The 16,954-nt window shown below is 58.2% G+C and carries 10 protein-coding genes; 5 read left to right on the top strand and 5 right to left on the bottom strand.

All coding sequences use genetic code 11. From position 1 onward, the window contains the following. Window positions 1-2 precede the first annotated feature (2 nt). From N2603_RS43290 to N2603_RS43270, 5 genes are read right to left on the bottom strand one after another with little or no spacing between them, the layout of a single operon-like run. Window positions 3-902, bottom strand: coding sequence for a CBASS oligonucleotide cyclase (locus N2603_RS43290; protein WP_260387010.1), 900 nt, complete (start codon window positions 900-902; stop codon window positions 3-5). Then, a complete protein-coding gene (locus N2603_RS43285) occupies window positions 902-1,408 on the bottom strand; it encodes an HORMA domain containing protein (protein ID WP_259222897.1) in 507 nt (168 codons plus the stop codon). Before N2603_RS43285 ends, N2603_RS43290 begins: the two co-directional genes overlap by 1 nt. Next, entirely contained in the window at window positions 1,405-1,887 is a 483-nt protein-coding gene (locus N2603_RS43280; RefSeq protein WP_260387009.1) for a hypothetical protein, read from the bottom strand. The genes N2603_RS43285 and N2603_RS43280 overlap by 4 nt, the downstream gene beginning before the upstream one ends. A 2-nt stretch (window positions 1,888-1,889) precedes the next feature. After that, complete coding sequence (locus N2603_RS43275; RefSeq protein WP_260387008.1) at window positions 1,890-2,807, bottom strand: AAA family ATPase; 918 nt, start codon at window positions 2,805-2,807, stop codon at window positions 1,890-1,892. A gap of 14 nt (window positions 2,808-2,821) precedes the next feature. Beyond that, window positions 2,822-2,965 carry a hypothetical protein gene (locus N2603_RS43270; RefSeq protein ID WP_260387007.1) on the bottom strand — a complete coding sequence of 48 codons (144 nt, stop codon included), beginning with the start codon at window positions 2,963-2,965 and terminating at the stop codon, window positions 2,822-2,824. 128 nt (window positions 2,966-3,093) lie between these two features. Here N2603_RS43270 and N2603_RS43265 point away from each other — a divergent pair, with 128 nt between their 5' ends. From N2603_RS43265 to N2603_RS43245, 5 genes are all read left to right on the top strand, one after another. After that, window positions 3,094-3,978: a BrxR family helix-turn-helix transcriptional regulator gene (locus tag N2603_RS43265; RefSeq protein ID WP_260387006.1), complete on the top strand. Its 885-nt coding sequence runs from the start codon at window positions 3,094-3,096 to the stop codon at window positions 3,976-3,978. Between the two features lie 206 nt (window positions 3,979-4,184). Further along, window positions 4,185-10,013: a hypothetical protein gene (locus tag N2603_RS43260; protein WP_260387005.1), complete on the top strand. Its 5,829-nt coding sequence runs from the start codon at window positions 4,185-4,187 to the stop codon at window positions 10,011-10,013. Then, window positions 10,003-11,142, top strand: coding sequence for a hypothetical protein (locus tag N2603_RS43255; protein WP_260387004.1), 1,140 nt, complete (start codon window positions 10,003-10,005; stop codon window positions 11,140-11,142). The genes N2603_RS43260 and N2603_RS43255 overlap by 11 nt, the downstream gene beginning before the upstream one ends. 130 nt (window positions 11,143-11,272) lie before the next feature. Continuing rightward, window positions 11,273-15,940, top strand: a complete 4,668-nt coding sequence (locus N2603_RS43250) for a DUF3320 domain-containing protein (RefSeq protein WP_260387003.1) — start codon at window positions 11,273-11,275, stop codon at window positions 15,938-15,940. Window positions 15,941-16,242: 302 nt separating this feature from the next. Continuing rightward, complete coding sequence (locus N2603_RS43245) at window positions 16,243-16,704, top strand: hypothetical protein (protein WP_260387002.1); 462 nt, start codon at window positions 16,243-16,245, stop codon at window positions 16,702-16,704. The last annotated feature ends 250 nt before the right edge of the window (window positions 16,705-16,954 follow it).

Here is a 16,954-nt window from a genome sequence, read left to right as displayed (position 1 = left end):
GCTCACGAGACCGGAAACTTGGGGCCGAACAGCGCGCGCCAGGCCTTGAGCGAGTCGCCCTGGCGGCCCTTGCGGGCGAGATCGATGGCGAAGGCGGCTTCGCCCTCGGCCGCGCGCAGCAGGTCGCGCGCACGCTGCTTGCGCGCCTGATTCATGCCGTCGCTGATCGGCGGCCCCAGCCCCGCCGGGTCCGGCCAGTTGTCGAAGACCCGGTCGGCCAGCGTGGCGAAGAAGGCTTGGATCTCCCGGTCGAAGCTGCCGCCGAAGCCGCCGTGCAGCACCTCCAGCGCCATGACCTCGATCAGGAAGGACGGCTTGACCGGCTTCTCGCCGTGCTTCGGATTGTTGTTCCAGTATTTGACCATGCGGACGAGACCCTTCCATTCGCTGGAGTAGGCCTGATGGGCCGCCGTCGCCTTCTCGGCATGCGTCTTCGGGTTCGTCCTGATCCATTTGCCGAGGTCCTTGTCGGGGATCTCGTAGTCGTCGCCGGCGACGAAGGCCGGCACCGCGTCCACGCTCATGATCCGGTAGTCGGTGTTGTCGTCGGCGTCGACATGCACGCCGAAGTCGATGTTGATCGACCGGCCCTGCTTCTTGACCGCCTTCGCGCCGTACTTGTCGACCAGCGCGTCGTTGAAGTCGCCGAGAACCACCGACGGTTCCTTGTCGCGGTAGTCGTGCTTGTTCGGGTTCAGCACGAAGAAGATGTCGACGTCCTTGAGCGGCTTCGTCTTGGTCCACCGCGCGTAGGAGCCGGTGAGGAAGTCGTTGCTGATCGAGAACTTGGTGTCGAGGTACTCGCGCACTTCCTTCTCGCGCGACGAGGCGTTGTCCTGCTCGCGCTGGTTCAGCTCGAGCTTGCTCTTGAATTTGCGGAAAGCTTCGTTGGTCGTCAGCATCAAGGCCTCCTCAGGTACGACGTGCTGCCGCTGAGGCTGCCGTGGCCGATGGTGGTGCCGAGGCTGTGCCGCACCATGCCCTCCGTGGAGCGCGCCGCGGCCTTGCTCCAGCCGGCGATATCCTGGCGCCCCGGCTTCGTGTTCAGACGCAGTTCGTATTTCGCTTCGCTCGGCGCCAGGCCGGCCTTGCGGATCGCGTATTTCAACTGTTCGGTGTCGGTCCAGAAGCTGCCGTCGCCGCCGTTCCAAGCGTAGGAGATCTCGATGCTCCATTGGAAAAGGAGCACGCCCGTGCGCGGATGGTAGATGTCGAGCATGACCCGCTCGAGGTCGCCGGAGCGGAGCCAGCCATCGACCCCGCGCATGTGCAGATCCCAGTCGTTCACGAACTCGGAGGGGTCCAAGCCGCTGAGGCGGATGATGTCCTTCAAGCTCTTGAGGATATTCTCGGCCACGTAGGTGACCGAGTGAGTGTGCGAGTAGACGTTTACGGCGACGGCGGTCATGATTCGCGCAATCCCTTCAGGTCGGGGACGAGCGAAAGCCGGGCCGTGGCCGTGGCCGGTTCGTCCTGGTCGGCGGCAACCGGCGCGTCGAGTTCGCGCACCGTGACTCTGGTTCCGTGCTTCTTCAGCGCCCGCTGCACCCAGTCGAGCTCGTCGGCATGGCAGGGGAGGGAGACGGCCCAGTCGCCCTTCAAGGCGTCGTAACCGAGCGCGGCTTCGTTGGCGTCCGAACCGTCGACCGCATCGTCGTCGAAGAGGCAATAGACGCGGGTGCGCGGGCCGTCGCAGGTGGCCACGATGGCATGATCCTTCGGCGAGCGGTCCGAGATGATGCTGGCTGCGATGCCGGCGACTGCCGTCAGCTCCTTGCGGGCGGAATGCGTGGCGCCGGGTGCGAGCACGTCCACGATCGCGCTCCAGGTCGAGAGGGCGTCGCGGGCGGGGGTGGCGGCGAAGGTGCGGCGGGAGACGGTGCTCATGGTCAACGCTCCGCCGCCGAACGCGCGGCGTTCGCGGCCTTGGCCGCCGCGAGGATCTGCGCGAGGGTGACATTCTCCGGATGCAGCGCCGTCTCCGGATCGGTCGCGAGCGCGCTGGCGACCATCTTGCGGATGGCGCGGCCGTCGAGCCCGACGCAGGCGGCGGCGCACTCCGCGAAGCCGGGCGCACTGGCGAGTCTGGCGACCGCGGGATAGGTCGCACTGAGCCCGGTCAGGCAGTCCTTGAGGATCTGCGCGCAGGCCTCCTTCGAGGGGAGCGGAATCTCGACGATCAGGTCGCAGCGTGACGTAAACGCGCCGTCCACCGCACGCGGGAAGTTGCTGGTCGCGACGAACAGCAGGTTCGGATAACGCTCCGCGAGCGCGTCGAGTTGGACCAGGACCGCGTCGGTGGCGCGGTGCACGTCCACCGGATTGGCGTCCATGCTCAGCTTCGCGCGGTCCACGGCGAGCGTCTCGACTTCGTCGAGCAGGACCACGACCGGTCCCTCGGCCGCGGCTTCGGCGATGGCCTGGCCGAACAGTTCAGTGACCGCGCGCTGGCTCTTGCCGAGGGAGGAGCTTGCGAGCTGATGCGGCTCGACCTCCATCAGGCGGAACTTGCCGCCGGGAAACGCCTTGGCAACGCGGTGGGCGAGGCCGCGGGCCAGCGAAGTCTTTCCGGTGCCGGGCGGCCCCACCAGCAGGATGACGCCATGCAGAGGCAGCACGGTCCGCGAGACCTTTTCACGGACGGTGAAATTCAGGATCGCCTGGGCCGTGAGTTTGTCCTTGATCCTGGCGTCGAGGACAATCGAGCTCCAGAGGACGCCGAGCTGGTCGTTCGGGAGGGGAAGGATCCGCTGAACGCCCTTAGGCAGTTCGATTTCAGCGGGAGGAACCTTGAACTGGGCCGTCACGTGAACCTCCGCTGTTATTTCTTGTTCGGACGCTGGGTCAGCGCCGAGCCCGCCGCGGCCTTCGCGACTTTGCTGCTCTTGGGGTCCCGGAGGACCTTGGAAGCGGCGCTAGCCGCCTTTTTGCTGGTGACTTCCTGATTCGATCTGCGCTTCGCCATTGTGTTTCCTCATGTTTTGCGCCCGTCTCTATTGACGGGAGGTTCGTCAATGGGGATACTAACTACACGAGAATAGTTTTGATGTCCATATAGTTTCGATATGTATCGACATCAGGAGGTCGAGTTCGATGACAGAAGGCGCTGCGGTATTAAGGTGGGGGGTCGAACGGCGGCTCGAATTCATAGAGTTTCGGTTGTTCTGGGAGGGGGGGGTCAATCGCGCGGACATTATCGAGATGTTTGATGTCTCCGTCCCGCAGGCGTCGAAAGATCTGACGCTCTACCAGGAGCGCGCGCCGCAGAATGCGATCTACGACAAGAGAGCCAAGCGCTACGTCGCAAGCCCGCAATTCGCGCCGGTTTTCCTTAAGCCGGATCCGGACAACTATCTGTCACGCCTGCGCGCAATCGCTGAGGGCCTTACCGAACCTGGCCAGTCGTGGATTGCCAATCCGCCGCACATGGATATCGCACTGACTCCACGACGCGAGGTCGATCCAATGGTGCTGCGAGCAGTCATCGATGCGGTCCGCGAGAACCGCTCTATTGAAATCTACTACCAGTCAATGAACCCCGAGCGTGACAATGCGATATGGCGCCGAATGACGCCCCATGCTTTCGGCTATGACGGGCTTCGTTGGCACGCGCGGGCATTTTGTCACCTCGCCAACAAGTACAAGGATTTTCTGCTGCCGCGGATACTCGAAACCAGGGATGCTGGCGAACCGGGGGGCGGCGACGTCGGCGACGATCTGTGGCGAGACATCTTCGACGTGGAGATTGGACCGCATCCGGCGTTAACCGCGAACCAACAAGCTGTTGTCGCCAAGGACTACGGCATGACGGGTGGATGCGCGATATTGAAGGTGCGCTATGCAATGCTGTTTTATGTGTTGAAGCGGCTTGGGTTGTTGGGGGATGCCACCAAAGCAAGTCCGAAGACGCAGCATATCGTTGTGCTCAACCGTGAAGCGACGGAAGCTGCACTGGAGCGGGCTGAACTTCAGCTTTGATGCTGGGAGTTTCTGCAGGATATTGCAGGAGATAGCGACGAAATTCTCATGCCGAGCAGCTTCCGCTCAAGGTGAGCCAGGCTGCCTTGGGAGGGAGCGTCGCAGCAAAACTACGGATTGATTAGGCCCCTATCAAGCCGATGGTATTAGTTGGATGCTCGTCTCTAAGTTGCTAGAGATCGGGATGGGCATTGGGGGCCAGCCAAATGAATAATGACCAAAGCGTCTACGACGTATTGCAACCCACCATTCAAGTTCCGCTTCTAGCAACTCCAAGCTGGGTGGCGACCAATATCGGAAACATCCAGCCTTCCGACATTCGCCACATCTCGGAAAAGTGCCGCAACCTTATTGCCGACTGGCCCGAAGGAAAGCTCGACCACACCAGATTCGTTGAGCAGGCTCACCGCGCGTTGGGCATTCCGGGAGGGATTCGCCTACTCAACACGGCTCAAAAAAAGAGAAAGCTGTTTGAGCCAATTTTTGATAGAGCCATCGAAGTCCTGCGTCAGGCCAGTCGGCTCAAAGAGTTCAAAGCGCGGGCCTCGCGGCCAGGCGCAAAGGATGAAGACGTTACAATCTTCATCGCCGAGATCCTGATCGCAAAGGAAGAGGCGGAGCTGCTCAAGGATTTTACCTTGGCCGCAGTGTTGCGTGGCCGATTGAGCGCCGAGGCTATAACTTGGAACGACGATACCGAGGTCTGGCACGATATACTGAGGTATGCACGTGACTATCAAACGCAACGATCGGCAAAGTCCGTTTCCGAGGCAAGTGAGGGCGGTAACGCTATCGATTCCGTTGTCGATGTCGCGCAGGAAGATGAAGCAGCCGAGATTTGCACAATCGAGGACGTCGAGTTCTCTTGGTTTCAAGAGCTGGCCTGGTTCGCAGACCTAACGGGCGCCGAGAAGCCCGATATTGCATTCGCGACGAACCTTCTCGAGCGAGCAAACGCGCTCCTTGCTCGTGCGAAGCAACACAGCGAGCTGAAGGTTAGCGCTGATCTTAAGGTTCAGCTTGCATTCAAGGCCCTCCTCGCTGTCGTTCCAGATCCGGACGCAGCGGAAGGTGCGTTCGACAAGCCATTGCTCAACTCATGGCTGAAGCTGTCGAGCGAGCGCAGATTTTCCGATGAACAGGCGTCGGAAATTGCCTTGATCGTGGCCAAGATTGGCGCGTTGGCAGACGAATGGAAGCAGCAGCGAGCAGCCTATGAGGCCGCTGTGCGAGAGTATCTGGCTGCCGCCGTGACTCGCCGTGCCGAACTAGATGGTCCGATGCGCGATGGCCAAAGTCGCTTGGTGGAAATTGCGAATGGCAGTGCGGCGCTTACCGAGCAGCTCGGTGCGATTGTTGTTCCCCAAGGCGAGCCGGTTTCGCCTTTTTCGACCGAAGCAGAGACGGCTCCTGTCGAGGCTTCAGAAGATGAACCGTCGGAAGCTCAGCCGCTCAAGTCGATGAAAGACGTCGAAGATCAGCCAGGTGTGGCGGCCCTGGTGGGCCCGATAGAGCCCCCGCCGTCTGATGCGACCCCTGAACTGGTCCTGCAGGGCTGGAGCGCCCTCAACGAGCTCAGTGCGCGAGGACGCCACGCGCTGGCAAGCCAGCTAGCCGAAGCGCTAAAGGAACTGTATCCGAGCTCCGTCGAGGATGTTGATCTGGATGTCTACAAACTTCTCGCGCTCACGACTGCGGCGCAAGAAGTCGTCGACGTGCCACCAGAGCCAGTAATGAGCTGCTGCCTCGCCCTTGCGGCTCATACGCTGGACATCCATTGGCACGCTGGCTCAAGGGAGCGGGCCACGCTCCTGTATCTGCTGTCGGGCTTGCTTTTTCCGGCGTTGTTTATGCCAGCATCAACGGCACGAAATGCCGTCAAGCGCCATATTCGAGGAAAGTTTGGGTCCGCCGCACCGCTGCACAGGCTCGTAGAGCACTTGTCGGAAGCAGATCGATACAGCACGATGTTGGTCCCCGAGAGCCTGTCCAAGGCTGATCAGCAAGAGTTCTGGAGAAAGCGCCTGGCGACGCTGCAAGCAACAGCCGCCGACTGGAAGAATAACGAAGAGATCTATCACGGCTTCGGCAATTTCAGGCCGGCTGAAATTGCGTGGAACGCTATAATGGACACGAACCGAGGCTTCATCGGGAAGGTTATGCGGGCCTTCGCGGGGACGGGCGAGCGAGCCGCTGAACAGCTCAGGCTCACAATCGGAATTCTTCGCCAGAACAACATTGATGATCTTATCGAACAGAGCGGAGCGCCTAAGCTTGCTCACCGGCTTGAGGGGCGCGCCCGAAGCAACCTTCTACACAATCTATCGGCATCTACTGCTTTTCTCGAAAGGTGCCTGCGACATCTGCAAAGAGCGCCGGCCAAATCGAGTGGAAGTGTTAGCTCCGGGGTGGATGGTTTCACCGGGATGCTTCGGGAGCACCTGCTTCAGGCTCAGGGCTTTCTGAAGCTACACAATGCCGAGACGAATGTCGAGCGAGCCGCCTTGCGTGTTGCTCGGAGTGCGATTGATCGACTCGTGCGGATGTTCGATGAGTACAATCCGCCGACTTTGGACGTGCCGCTGGACAGGTGGCTTGGACGGGAACTACTCCTGATTCCAACCCTTCGTTTCTCAGGCGGCTGGGATCCCGATCCGAATGACAAGCAGGCGCTGATAGAGGGCGCCATTAAATTAGCGGAGCGCGGGCCGGAGCCGTTGCTCGAGCAGTTCGATCGAGCCTTTCAGGAACATATGGTTGCCGGGTCCCATATTCCGACAGGACGAATCATCAACGAGCTCGAGACGCTCGGTATGTCCAAAGCCGAACTGTCCCTCAAGCATACGCGACGCGACGAGGATGTACGTGATCTGCGTGGAGAGTTAGGCGGGCTGCAAGCAACGGCTCGGGACCACATCAATATGGCCATCGCGCTCAATGTCATCAATGACGTGGAAAAAAGAGCGCTTGAAACCCGAGTTCGCGGAATTCGAGTGGATCGATTGCCAATTATGGACATGAAATCCGACGACATCCTTGAGCAACAAAAGGGGCGCGGCAGCATCGCGGCGGACTTTCCCGCCGCCAGGGACACGCTTGTGGGGGTGGAACAGCAATTAGACGAAAAGTTCGAAACCGTACGCGCCCAGCTCAAAGAGAGTGTCGAGAAGTTGGCATCCGATGGGCTTGCAAAGCCGGTTGCGGTCGACAGGATCAACAAGCTTCTCGAAGCCAAGGACATCATTACCGCAAACGAATATCTGCGGCTGCTGCGCGACGGAGAGGATCTTCCCAGAGACTCGCGCGCGAATGCCACTCTATTCGACTACATGAATGGCTTCTTGCCAAACCTAGAACGCGAGTTTAGCTCAAACCGACAGAAAATCATCGATACCGCCTTGGCGGTTTTGAAGCGGGAGGCCGATCCAATTCCAGGCCTATTCGAGCTCGGCTCTATGACGGCTGCCCAGCGTGAAGACGCGACTCGAATGCTCGAAGCTTGGTGCGACATTCGCACGTCAAACGATATTGCATCTGCAATCGAGCGATTGTTCGTGGGCGGCTTGAGCTTCGATGTCAAACAAGTAGACGACCTGAAGGGGACAGGTAGATCATTCCGCTACTACCTTTCCTCCTCTCGCCTTTTGGTGCCAGATGGGTTCCTCGTTCCCCTGTTTGGATCCGAAGCTAACGGCAACTATCTCGTCGAAGTGCTCAGGGGGCAGCTCAAGACGATCGAGCTGTTCCAGCATATGCAGGGCGACGCCGCTAAACAGCGCGCCACATTCCATCTATATACGAGCATTCTTGGTTATGCCGATCGAGTGGAGCTCGCACATCGAGCGCATAATCATGGCTACCAGAGCATCGCTGTCGACGACGCATTGATTGCCTATCTTGCCTTCATTCAAGGAGACAGGCTGGCGGCATTTTTCAATATTTCCAGCGCGTTCATTCGCTACAATCCGTACAACGAAATCACGCCACTGCCTCCCGAGATGTTCTACGGCCGTGCGGAACAAAGACGTGAGATACTTGCTCGCCGAGGAGGAAGTCTGGTGTTCGGCGGCCGGCGTTTGGGTAAGTCGTCATTATTGCGCGACGTTGAACGGAAAGAGCACAAGCCACACGAAGATGTCTATGTGAAGTGCATCGATATCAATGATATCGGACAGACGAATGAATATGCGTCGCGATTTTGGCAAAGGCTGGCTTCCGAGCTTCGCGATGCCGGGGTCAGCGTTCAGCCCGGCAGTATTTCGGATGATGACGTTGTCGACGATATTCGGAAGTTCTTGTCGGGAAAGAGCTCGCGACAAATCATTCTGATGCTCGATGAGACCGATGTTTTTCTTCTGGCGGAAGAAGAAAATAAATACCGCAATGTTGTGCGGCTAAGACAGCTTCTCGAAGGGACGGAAGGTCGCTTCAAAGTAGTCATGGCCGGTCTTCATAATGTCCAACGGACCGCGACTACCCCCAATCAAAGCCTCGGTCATTTGGGAACGCCGATTTGTATCGGACCGTTCGTGGACAAGGACAGAAACGAAGGTCTTAGGCTCGTAACCGAGCCGTTGGCGGCATTAGGTTTCGAATTTCAATCCTCTACTCTGCCGCTTCGAATTCTTTCGCAGACGAATTACTATCCGGCATTGGTCCAACTCTATTGTCGCGAATTGCTGAATCACCTGTTGAAGACCAACAAGCAAGATCGCGGAGGTCCCCCTTTCGTGATCGTTAGCGAGGATTTGGAAGCGGCCTACAAGAATCAGACGCTTAGCGAAGAGATAAACAAGCGCTTCCGGCTGAGCCTGGATCTCGACGATAGGTACAAGCTGATTACGCTCGTAATAACGAATGCTGCGATAGAGCAGACCGGATTCGGTGCCGTCGCTCCTCCCATGAAGCCGGATGAGGTTGGACGGCTTTGCCTAGGATGGGCTCCAAAGCTTTTTGAGAATCGGACGCCCGGAGCGTTTCTCGCGCTTCTTGAGGAGCTCGTCGGTCTCGGCGTGCTGTCACAGCAGGGTAGAGAAGGTTTTGTGCTGAGATCTCCCAACTTGGTCACAATGCTTGGTTCCAAGGATTCGATCAGCGAAGAATTGTTGCAGTTTGAGAGTCGCGAGCCGCTCAATCGCGATCGGAGTACGCAGCGCCGCATGCTCGATGTTACTCGTGGAGTGCCGTCGCCTCTGACGCCGGCCCAAGAGTACCGCCTCATGGAGGCAGACTCGTCTCGTATTTCGATTGTTATTGCGAGTCCGGCAACCGGACTAGACAACGTGGAGCGAGCACTCCAGTCGATCCGGCCCGATAGTTCAGTCGAGGTCATGCGTGTGCGAAACGTCGACGAGTTGCTGCGAAAGGCCGCAGGCCGGGGACGTTCTTCACTCGCCGAAACTCGTGTCGCTCTCGTTCCGAACACAATTTCTTGGGACATGTCGTGGGTTCGGCGCGCAAACGCTTCTGCTGACGAACTTCGCGAACGAAACGTGCGAATTGTCTTCGTGGGTGCCGCGGCTCAGGCGCGGATTCTGGCCGAGCAACCCAACCTGAGCGACGAAGTCGGACTCGAATCGGTAGAGCTTTGGTCCGAAAGCACGTTCCGTTCATATCTTTTGGAACGAGAGCGGCGGGATTGCGATATCCCGGGGCTTCGCACTCAGCTGCTTGAGGCGGCCGGTTATTCCGGCGAGGGAGTGTACCGCTTAGTGAATTCGCTGCAAGAGCGAGGCGAAAATGTCGATATCGCGGCAGATGAGGTAAAGAAGTATCTCGCTCGCCGTCCGGGACTGTTGAGCAACTTTGGCGTCTTGCCAGATCTAGAGCCGATATTTGTTTCAATTGCTGGTTGGTCGCCGATCAGCGAAGGCGATCTAAAGGTGATTGTTGACGAGGAGTTCGCTGGAAAAGCGCCGATGTCCCTCGATGGCTTGGTCCGATATGGCAACTGGATGGGCGCGCTTTTCCAAATAGGATCCAGAATCTCCGTCAATCCGCTCGTTAAGGATCAGCTGAGCCGCCATGCAGACTGAGCTGGGGCGAATATGGTGGGCCCTCCCGGGCCCACATAGCTTTATTTCAGACGTCGTGGATGCTCTTGAAGAGGGCCGCTCCATTATCTTGGCGTTGCCCTCTACGGCTCCAACGGGCTTGCACGGGCATTTAATTGCAAATGTCGATCTGCGCGGGACCTTGGAGTGGAAGACGGTAGATCTCTCTGGTGCGGGCAGAGTAGCGCAGATATTGGCGAACGAACTCATTCCATTGGCGCGACGGCCACCCAGAGCATTCGCCAATGACATTGTCCTTGATCCCGGACTCCAAGCTACGGTCGTCCAACTCACCGGTATTGAACAAGGGGGGAGGTTCAAGGAGTTTGTAGCTTTCCTTGCCGAGTTCCTCAGTTGTGTTCGCAAGTCAGCTCGGTCGAAGCGCGCGACGCCGCGTTTGCTGTTCGATTTGCCCAAGGCGCTCTTGCGAAATCCCCAGATCGGATCGGACATTGACACGATCCGGCTCTTCGAATGGGCTGGGCGAGTGCGACCGTCCGATATGCAGCTCTACGTCTCTACTCGAATGCAAGGAAGGAGTGGACTCGGGCCAACTAACCTACTCGAACGAATCGTCGTCGAGTTTGCCGGCTGGGATTCTAATTTGGCTGACGAACTGTCGAAATGGTCCTCCACCGATCTATTGCACCCTCTCGTCGGATTACAAAAGCTCGCCAGAAATAGGGATATGCGAGGGCTTTCCTGGCAGGCAGGTACCCAGGACATGTTTGGGGCACGCAGTCTTTCTCACATTCTCTATCATGTCGCGACTGAAGATCATGAAGAGATCACAAAGCGGCTTTGGCGCGCCCACGTCTCGGAAGTGTTCCCTTGGCTTGAGGAAATGAGGGCGCATCTCATCGATCGTTTTCGTAGCGCCATCAGGCTGCCCCATGTGCTTCAGAACGACGAAATCATACACGACGCAGATCTTCTCGAAATCGGACAACTCCATTGGAATCTACGGCACTTGGCGCGGCTTCCTGATGAGCGGCTAACGCTGGTAAACTTATGTAAACTTGCTCGCAATGATTTGGCTCACAGACGTCCTGTCGAGACCAACAGACTACAGTTGCTCGACCACGAGTGGAAACAAGCTCTAGGTAGATAAAACGACGCACTGCGCGGAGTGCTATCACCCGCTTGACCAGGCCTTGCCAGGTCCTGCAATCTGCGGTTTTAACGGGAGTGGGACTCCATTGACATCAGTAAGGCAGAGGCTTCTCGCGGATCGGAAGGCGTTGCTCGACCTGGGCACGCGCAATCGGCTGATCAACATCCCGCTGAGAACGAAGAATATTCGCGCCATCGAGATCGTTGACGAGAAGACGTCCGAGGTGTTTCGCCTCTTGGCGGAGGGCAAACGCTTCACCTTCCTGCCAACCGATCAGGCCTCCGCGGACAACTCGGTTTCGAACGCACTGCCGCAGCCGGCTGAAACAGGACTTCAAGCACGCCACACCGACAAGCGCCTCCAAACGAAGCTGTCGCCCGAGGCGCTACAAAAGCGTCTCTTGGATATTTGGTATGACGCACGGACCCTCGAGGAGGAGCAGGGCGTCAACATCCTCTACCTCGCTCTCGGGCTCCTGAGGTGGTTCGAAGACGATAAGTCCGAGGTTGAGCGCCTCGCGCCCATTGTCCTGTTACCAGTACGTCTAGAGCGCAGCAGCGCTGCCGACCGCTTTCATCTGGTATCGAGATCGGAGCCGCCTTCGCCGAATTTGTCGTTACAGGCAAAGATGGACGGCGAGTTCGGTCTCAAGATCGACGACTTCGGTGACGAGGACGAAGTGGATATCGCTGGCTACCTGGCCGGCATCGCTGAGACCGTTTCCGGCAAATCGAGATGGGAAGTTCGTCCCGATGCCATGGTTCTTGGCTTCTTCTCGTTCTCCAAATTCCTCATGTACCGGGACTTGGATCCAGAGAATTGGCCAGCCGACGGATCGTTGGATCTGCATCCTTCGATAGAAGGGCTCTTGCAGGACGGATTTGAAGCTCCCGAGCCAATCGTTGCGGACGATGGCAAGATCGACCCGATCATTCTTCCCGTCGCAATGAATCATGTGATCGACGCCGACTCATCCCAAACCGTTGCGATCGAGGAAGTAGCGCGCGGTCGCCACTTGGTCATCAAAGGACCGCCTGGCACGGGTAAGTCCCAAACGATCACGAACATCATTGCCGCTGCGGCCGCGCAGGGACGCACCGTATTGTTCGTGGCGGAGAAAATGGCCGCACTCGACGTCGTGCACCGCCGCCTAAGAGACTCGGGCCTGTCGTCGCTCGCATTGGAGCTTCACTCAAGCAAGGCGAACAAGCGCGTACTGCTCGAGGAGTTAAAGCGTGCTCGAGCCGGATCCGCTCCGGCTCCGCGAGGGGAAGCCACGCTGATCCAGCGGCTGACGGACAGCCGTGACAAGCTGAATGCGCATGCCGATATGATGCATCGAGCTCACGAACCGAGTGGGCTGACCCCGTTCCGTTTGTTGGGGCATCTGCTCGGCATCCGGGACTCTTCTGGGAAGCCCAACTTTGCTTTGGATACTCCTGAAGCATGGACGCCGCTGGACTATGAAACGCGGCGAGAGCTAGTTTGTGAGCTTGCCGAAAGGATTGCCTCAGATGGTCCTTCGCCTCAGCACCCTTGGCGGGGAGTGGGGCGAGATGCCCTTGATCCGAGCGAGATGCAGAACTTGCGCGACGCGATCGATGGGCTCGCAACGAGTCTCATGAGCCTCGTTGTCTGCGCGGAACGTGCGAGCAGTTTGTTCGGGGTGTCAGTCCCGGGAACCTTCGGTGAGATGGCAAGGTTGCTTAAGATTGCGCAGGCAACCGCAGCCATGCCGGAATGCGATCGCGGAGCGTTCGGCGGCGCGGCCTGGGCGCGCGCCGAGGATGTCGCTGAAATCGTGGAAAAAGGCGAACGCTTCTCCAGACTTCGCAGTACCTTCGATGCGGCATTCGTTGAGTCTGCCTGGGCAGCATCACTCGATCAATGTCGGGCGACTGTCGCGGCGAAAGGCCGGTCGTGGTTTCGGATACTTAGCTCTCGCTATCGCGAGCAGATTTCGCTGTTGAAGTCGTATCTCAAGGTCCCGCTGCCGAAGAACGTGGAGCAGCGTCTTCTGCTGATCGATGGCCTCATTTCGGCGCAACTCGCGAGGCGATCTTTCGAGGAGCTCCAAGAGGCAGGCCAAGCGGCCTTTGGTACATATTGGCGTAAGGATAAGTCCGACTGGGCGAAACTTGGTGCCCTCACCTCTTGGTGGTGCGCTTTCCCAAAGGAAGGGCTTCCGGAGGATGGGCGCGAGCGGATAACTGGCCTGACGCTGACGACTGAAGATAGGAGCTCTTTCGCTTCGTTCCAGGAAAGCTTCGAGGCTGCTAGGTCTAGCCTCGCTTATTTGACTAGCTCGCTTCAACTGGACTTGCATCGCATTCCGCTCGAAGCGGGCGACGGCATGTCTGTCGGGGCTCTCGTCGAAACTGTGACGGGATGGCGGAAATCTCCTGAACGGATCACGCGATGGATTGCGTTCATGGACCGAGTCCGACATGCGCGGGAAAGTGGTCTGGGCTCGCTGGCCGAGGGCATTCTCGATGGTTCACTTTCAGAAGCCACGCTGCTCGCGACCTTCGAAAGATCGTATTTTGAGGCCATGCGGAGCGTGAGTTTCGCAAATAATCCCGACCTCAGACGTTTCGATGGCGAAGTTCATGGGCGCCTTGTCGAGAGCTTTCGCAAGCTCGATATGGAACGTATGCGGCTCGCGCGCGATCAGATTGCACATGAACATGCGTCGGGCCTGCCGCGAAACGGAGGCGGTATTGGTGCATTAGGCGTTTTGAACGGTGAAATCGCGAAGAAGCGGAATCATCTTCCAATCAGGCAGCTGCTCGAACGCGCCGCTCCCGTTATCCAGCAGATCAAGCCGATCTTTCTGATGAGCCCGCTCTCGGTAGCTCAATTCCTGAAGCCTGGCTCAATCTCGTTCGATCTCCTTGTTGTAGACGAGGCATCGCAGATTGAGCCCGTAGATGCCCTCGGTGCTGTCGCACGATGCCGACAGATGGTCGTCGTCGGTGATGAACGACAGTTACCTCCGACGCGGTTCTTCGCGAAACTAACGGGCAACGACGAGGAGAGGGACGAGGACGAAGACGTCACCTTCCAAGCGAAGGATGCCGAGAGCATCCTGGACCTGTGTCTTGCAAAGGGGCTACCGCATCGGATGCTTAATTGGCATTACCGCAGCAAGCATCAGTCCCTTATCGCGGTGTCGAATAAACAGTTCTATGAAAGCCGCCTCTTCATCGTGCCGAGTCCGTATGATGCGGTCGCCGGGATGGGGCTGAAGTTCAACTACAATCCTGATGCCCACTACGATCGCGGGAACACTCGAGCGAACCCGAGAGAGGCCCGAATCGTCGCCGAAGCCGTAGTTAGCCATGCTCGCGAGACCCCCAACAGAAGCTTGGGCGTTGCAACGTTCTCCGTAGCACAGCGTCAAGCAATCCAGAATGAACTCGAACTCTTAAGGCGCGAAGACCCGGACACCGAGGATTTCTTCGGGCGAAGCACGAGCGAACCGTTTTTTGTAAAGAACTTAGAGAACATTCAGGGCGATGAACGCGATGTGATCTTCATCTCCCTTGGGTACGGTAGGACAAAGGAAGGCTTCATTTCCATGAGCTTCGGTCCTTTGAACTCGGATGGGGGCGAACGTCGTCTGAACGTCTTGATCTCGCGTGCCAAGCTGCGCTGCGAAGTCTTCTCGTCGATTACCGGCGACGACATTGACCTCTCGCGTGCGAAGGGGCGCGGCGTAGCGGCCCTCAAGATGTTTCTTTCATTTGCGCAAACGGGAAGGCTCGGTCTCGCGGAGGAGACCGGTCGAGATGCTGACTCGATCTTCGAAGAGCAAGTGGCAGCTGCCATTGCTAATTTGGGTTACGACGTGAAGAATCAAATCGGGACAGCCGGTTTCTTTGTGGATTTGGCCGTGGCCGATCCGGAGAAGCCCGGGCGCTTTGTGCTCGGAATCGAATGTGATGGTGCGCAATACCATTCATCTCGCTCTGCGAGGGACAGGGATCGCCTGAGGCAGAACGTTCTTGAGGCGCATGGGTGGGTCCTGCATAGGATTTGGTCTACCGACTGGTTCCTTCGGCCGGAAGAGGAGACCGCAAAGGTCGTGCGCGCCATTGAAGCCGCGAAAGTCCATTGGCGCGAGGCCGATGAACGGGCCGCCGATTCCGTTTCTGCAGTCCCCATTCGCTTTACGGCGCATGAGGAGGATGATGTCGATGTGGTCGTGGCGGAGGTCGCGACCGAAAAGGCGGATATTCCTTCTTACGAAGAGGCGAAGTTTTCGGTCAACCGCCAACGAGAGCCACACGAAACCCCGCTTCTCGAAATGACGAAGTACGTTGTCCGCGTCGTTTCCGTTGAAGGACCCATCCACGAGGCGGAGATCGTAGTGCGCATCCGATCGTTGTGGGGACTGGCACGAGCCGGAAGCCGTATCCGCGACGCCGTATTGGCTGCACTGAAGGCCGCGAAGCGCAAGGGCGAGCTGGTCGGTGGTCCATTCTATTCCTTGCCTGACCAACAAATCGTCGTCCGGGACCGAGGCGAAACCGGCTCTAACACCCTGCGGAAGCCCGAATACCTCCCGCCTGCGGAGGTGAAGCTCGCAATCACTCAGGTGGTGGCCGAAAACTTCGGTGCCGCGCAAGACGAGCTCGTTCAGGCAGTCGCTCGGTTATTTGGCTTTGGCTCCACAAGTGCTCAACTACGCGAAGTCGTCGAGGGCGCGGTCGCTGAACTCCTCGACTCTGGCCAGCTGCGGCTAGACGGCCGCATGATTTCGCGTGTCCCCGTCGAATCGATCTCGCCGTGAGTTCAGGTAAGCTAACCAGACTTAACATGGGCACGCCGCTCATCCGTATTCCCGGCGACGTGGGAGGACATCATGATCTGGGGCAAAAAGTCGGGCGCGCCGCCGGCGGTTCCACCGCCGCCCGCTATTCCTGAGAAGCCCGAACGATCGCCAGACCAAATTATCTCGGAAATGCTCAGGGCCTATCAGGAGCATTTTTATGAGACGGCGAAAGGCGCACCGAATGAGAACGCTGCGCAAGCGAAGAGGACTGTCGAGCGCGCTCGTCGCGTCATTTCCGATAGCCGCATAGGGTATTCGATTTGCTGTCTCATTGGAGAGGTGAAGCATGGCCGGCGTGGATTAAAAACGGCAACCTCCCTACGCCGCCTTCCTTCCCTGCGACGAATATCTTCGGCGACATTGAAGCGGTCGACGGATACCCGCCTCATAGGAAGGTCATCGTTCACTTCACTTATTCGGGCATTCCATTCACTCTTATTTTCGTCGATGAGGGTACCTCGCCGTATTCCAGCGACGGCACACGCTACGGCAAGGCAGAATTTCTCGTTGCCAGCGATCGAGTACTCGGCATCGATATTTCGGCGAAGTACGACCCAAATTGGGATTCGTGGACATTCTCAGATGTGTTTGCGTTTTCGCCTGGCGATTGGATGAAGTACCTCGTTGAAATCGCGGCGCTCATTGACGCGCACCAGACGCGCAGGCATGACGGCTTCTTTGATGACGACGCCATTCGGCGCGCTTCTCAGATCAAACTTTAGATGGCCTACAGTAACATTCGCACGGTTGCTCGTTCGCTACGGCGGTCTGCCGCCTCAGCGCGCTCTGCCAAGCAAGGTTTCGGCAGTTCGACTAGCGCAAGCTGGCACCACGATGGAGGTAGCCGCCACCGGCCTGGTCACCGGGCCGGGCCCGATGGATCCTCCATCTCCCGTGCCTCGAGTTCGGGGCAAACCTATGTCTATCGATGCACGGTTTGTAGAAAACTGTTTGAGCGCAAGAGCCAGGATT

Origin of the sequence: Bradyrhizobium huanghuaihaiense (genome assembly GCF_025200885.1) — a bacterium.
Taxonomy (GTDB): Bacteria; Pseudomonadota; Alphaproteobacteria; order Rhizobiales; family Xanthobacteraceae; genus Bradyrhizobium; species Bradyrhizobium huanghuaihaiense.
This window is presented reverse-complemented; position numbering and strand designations above follow the sequence as displayed.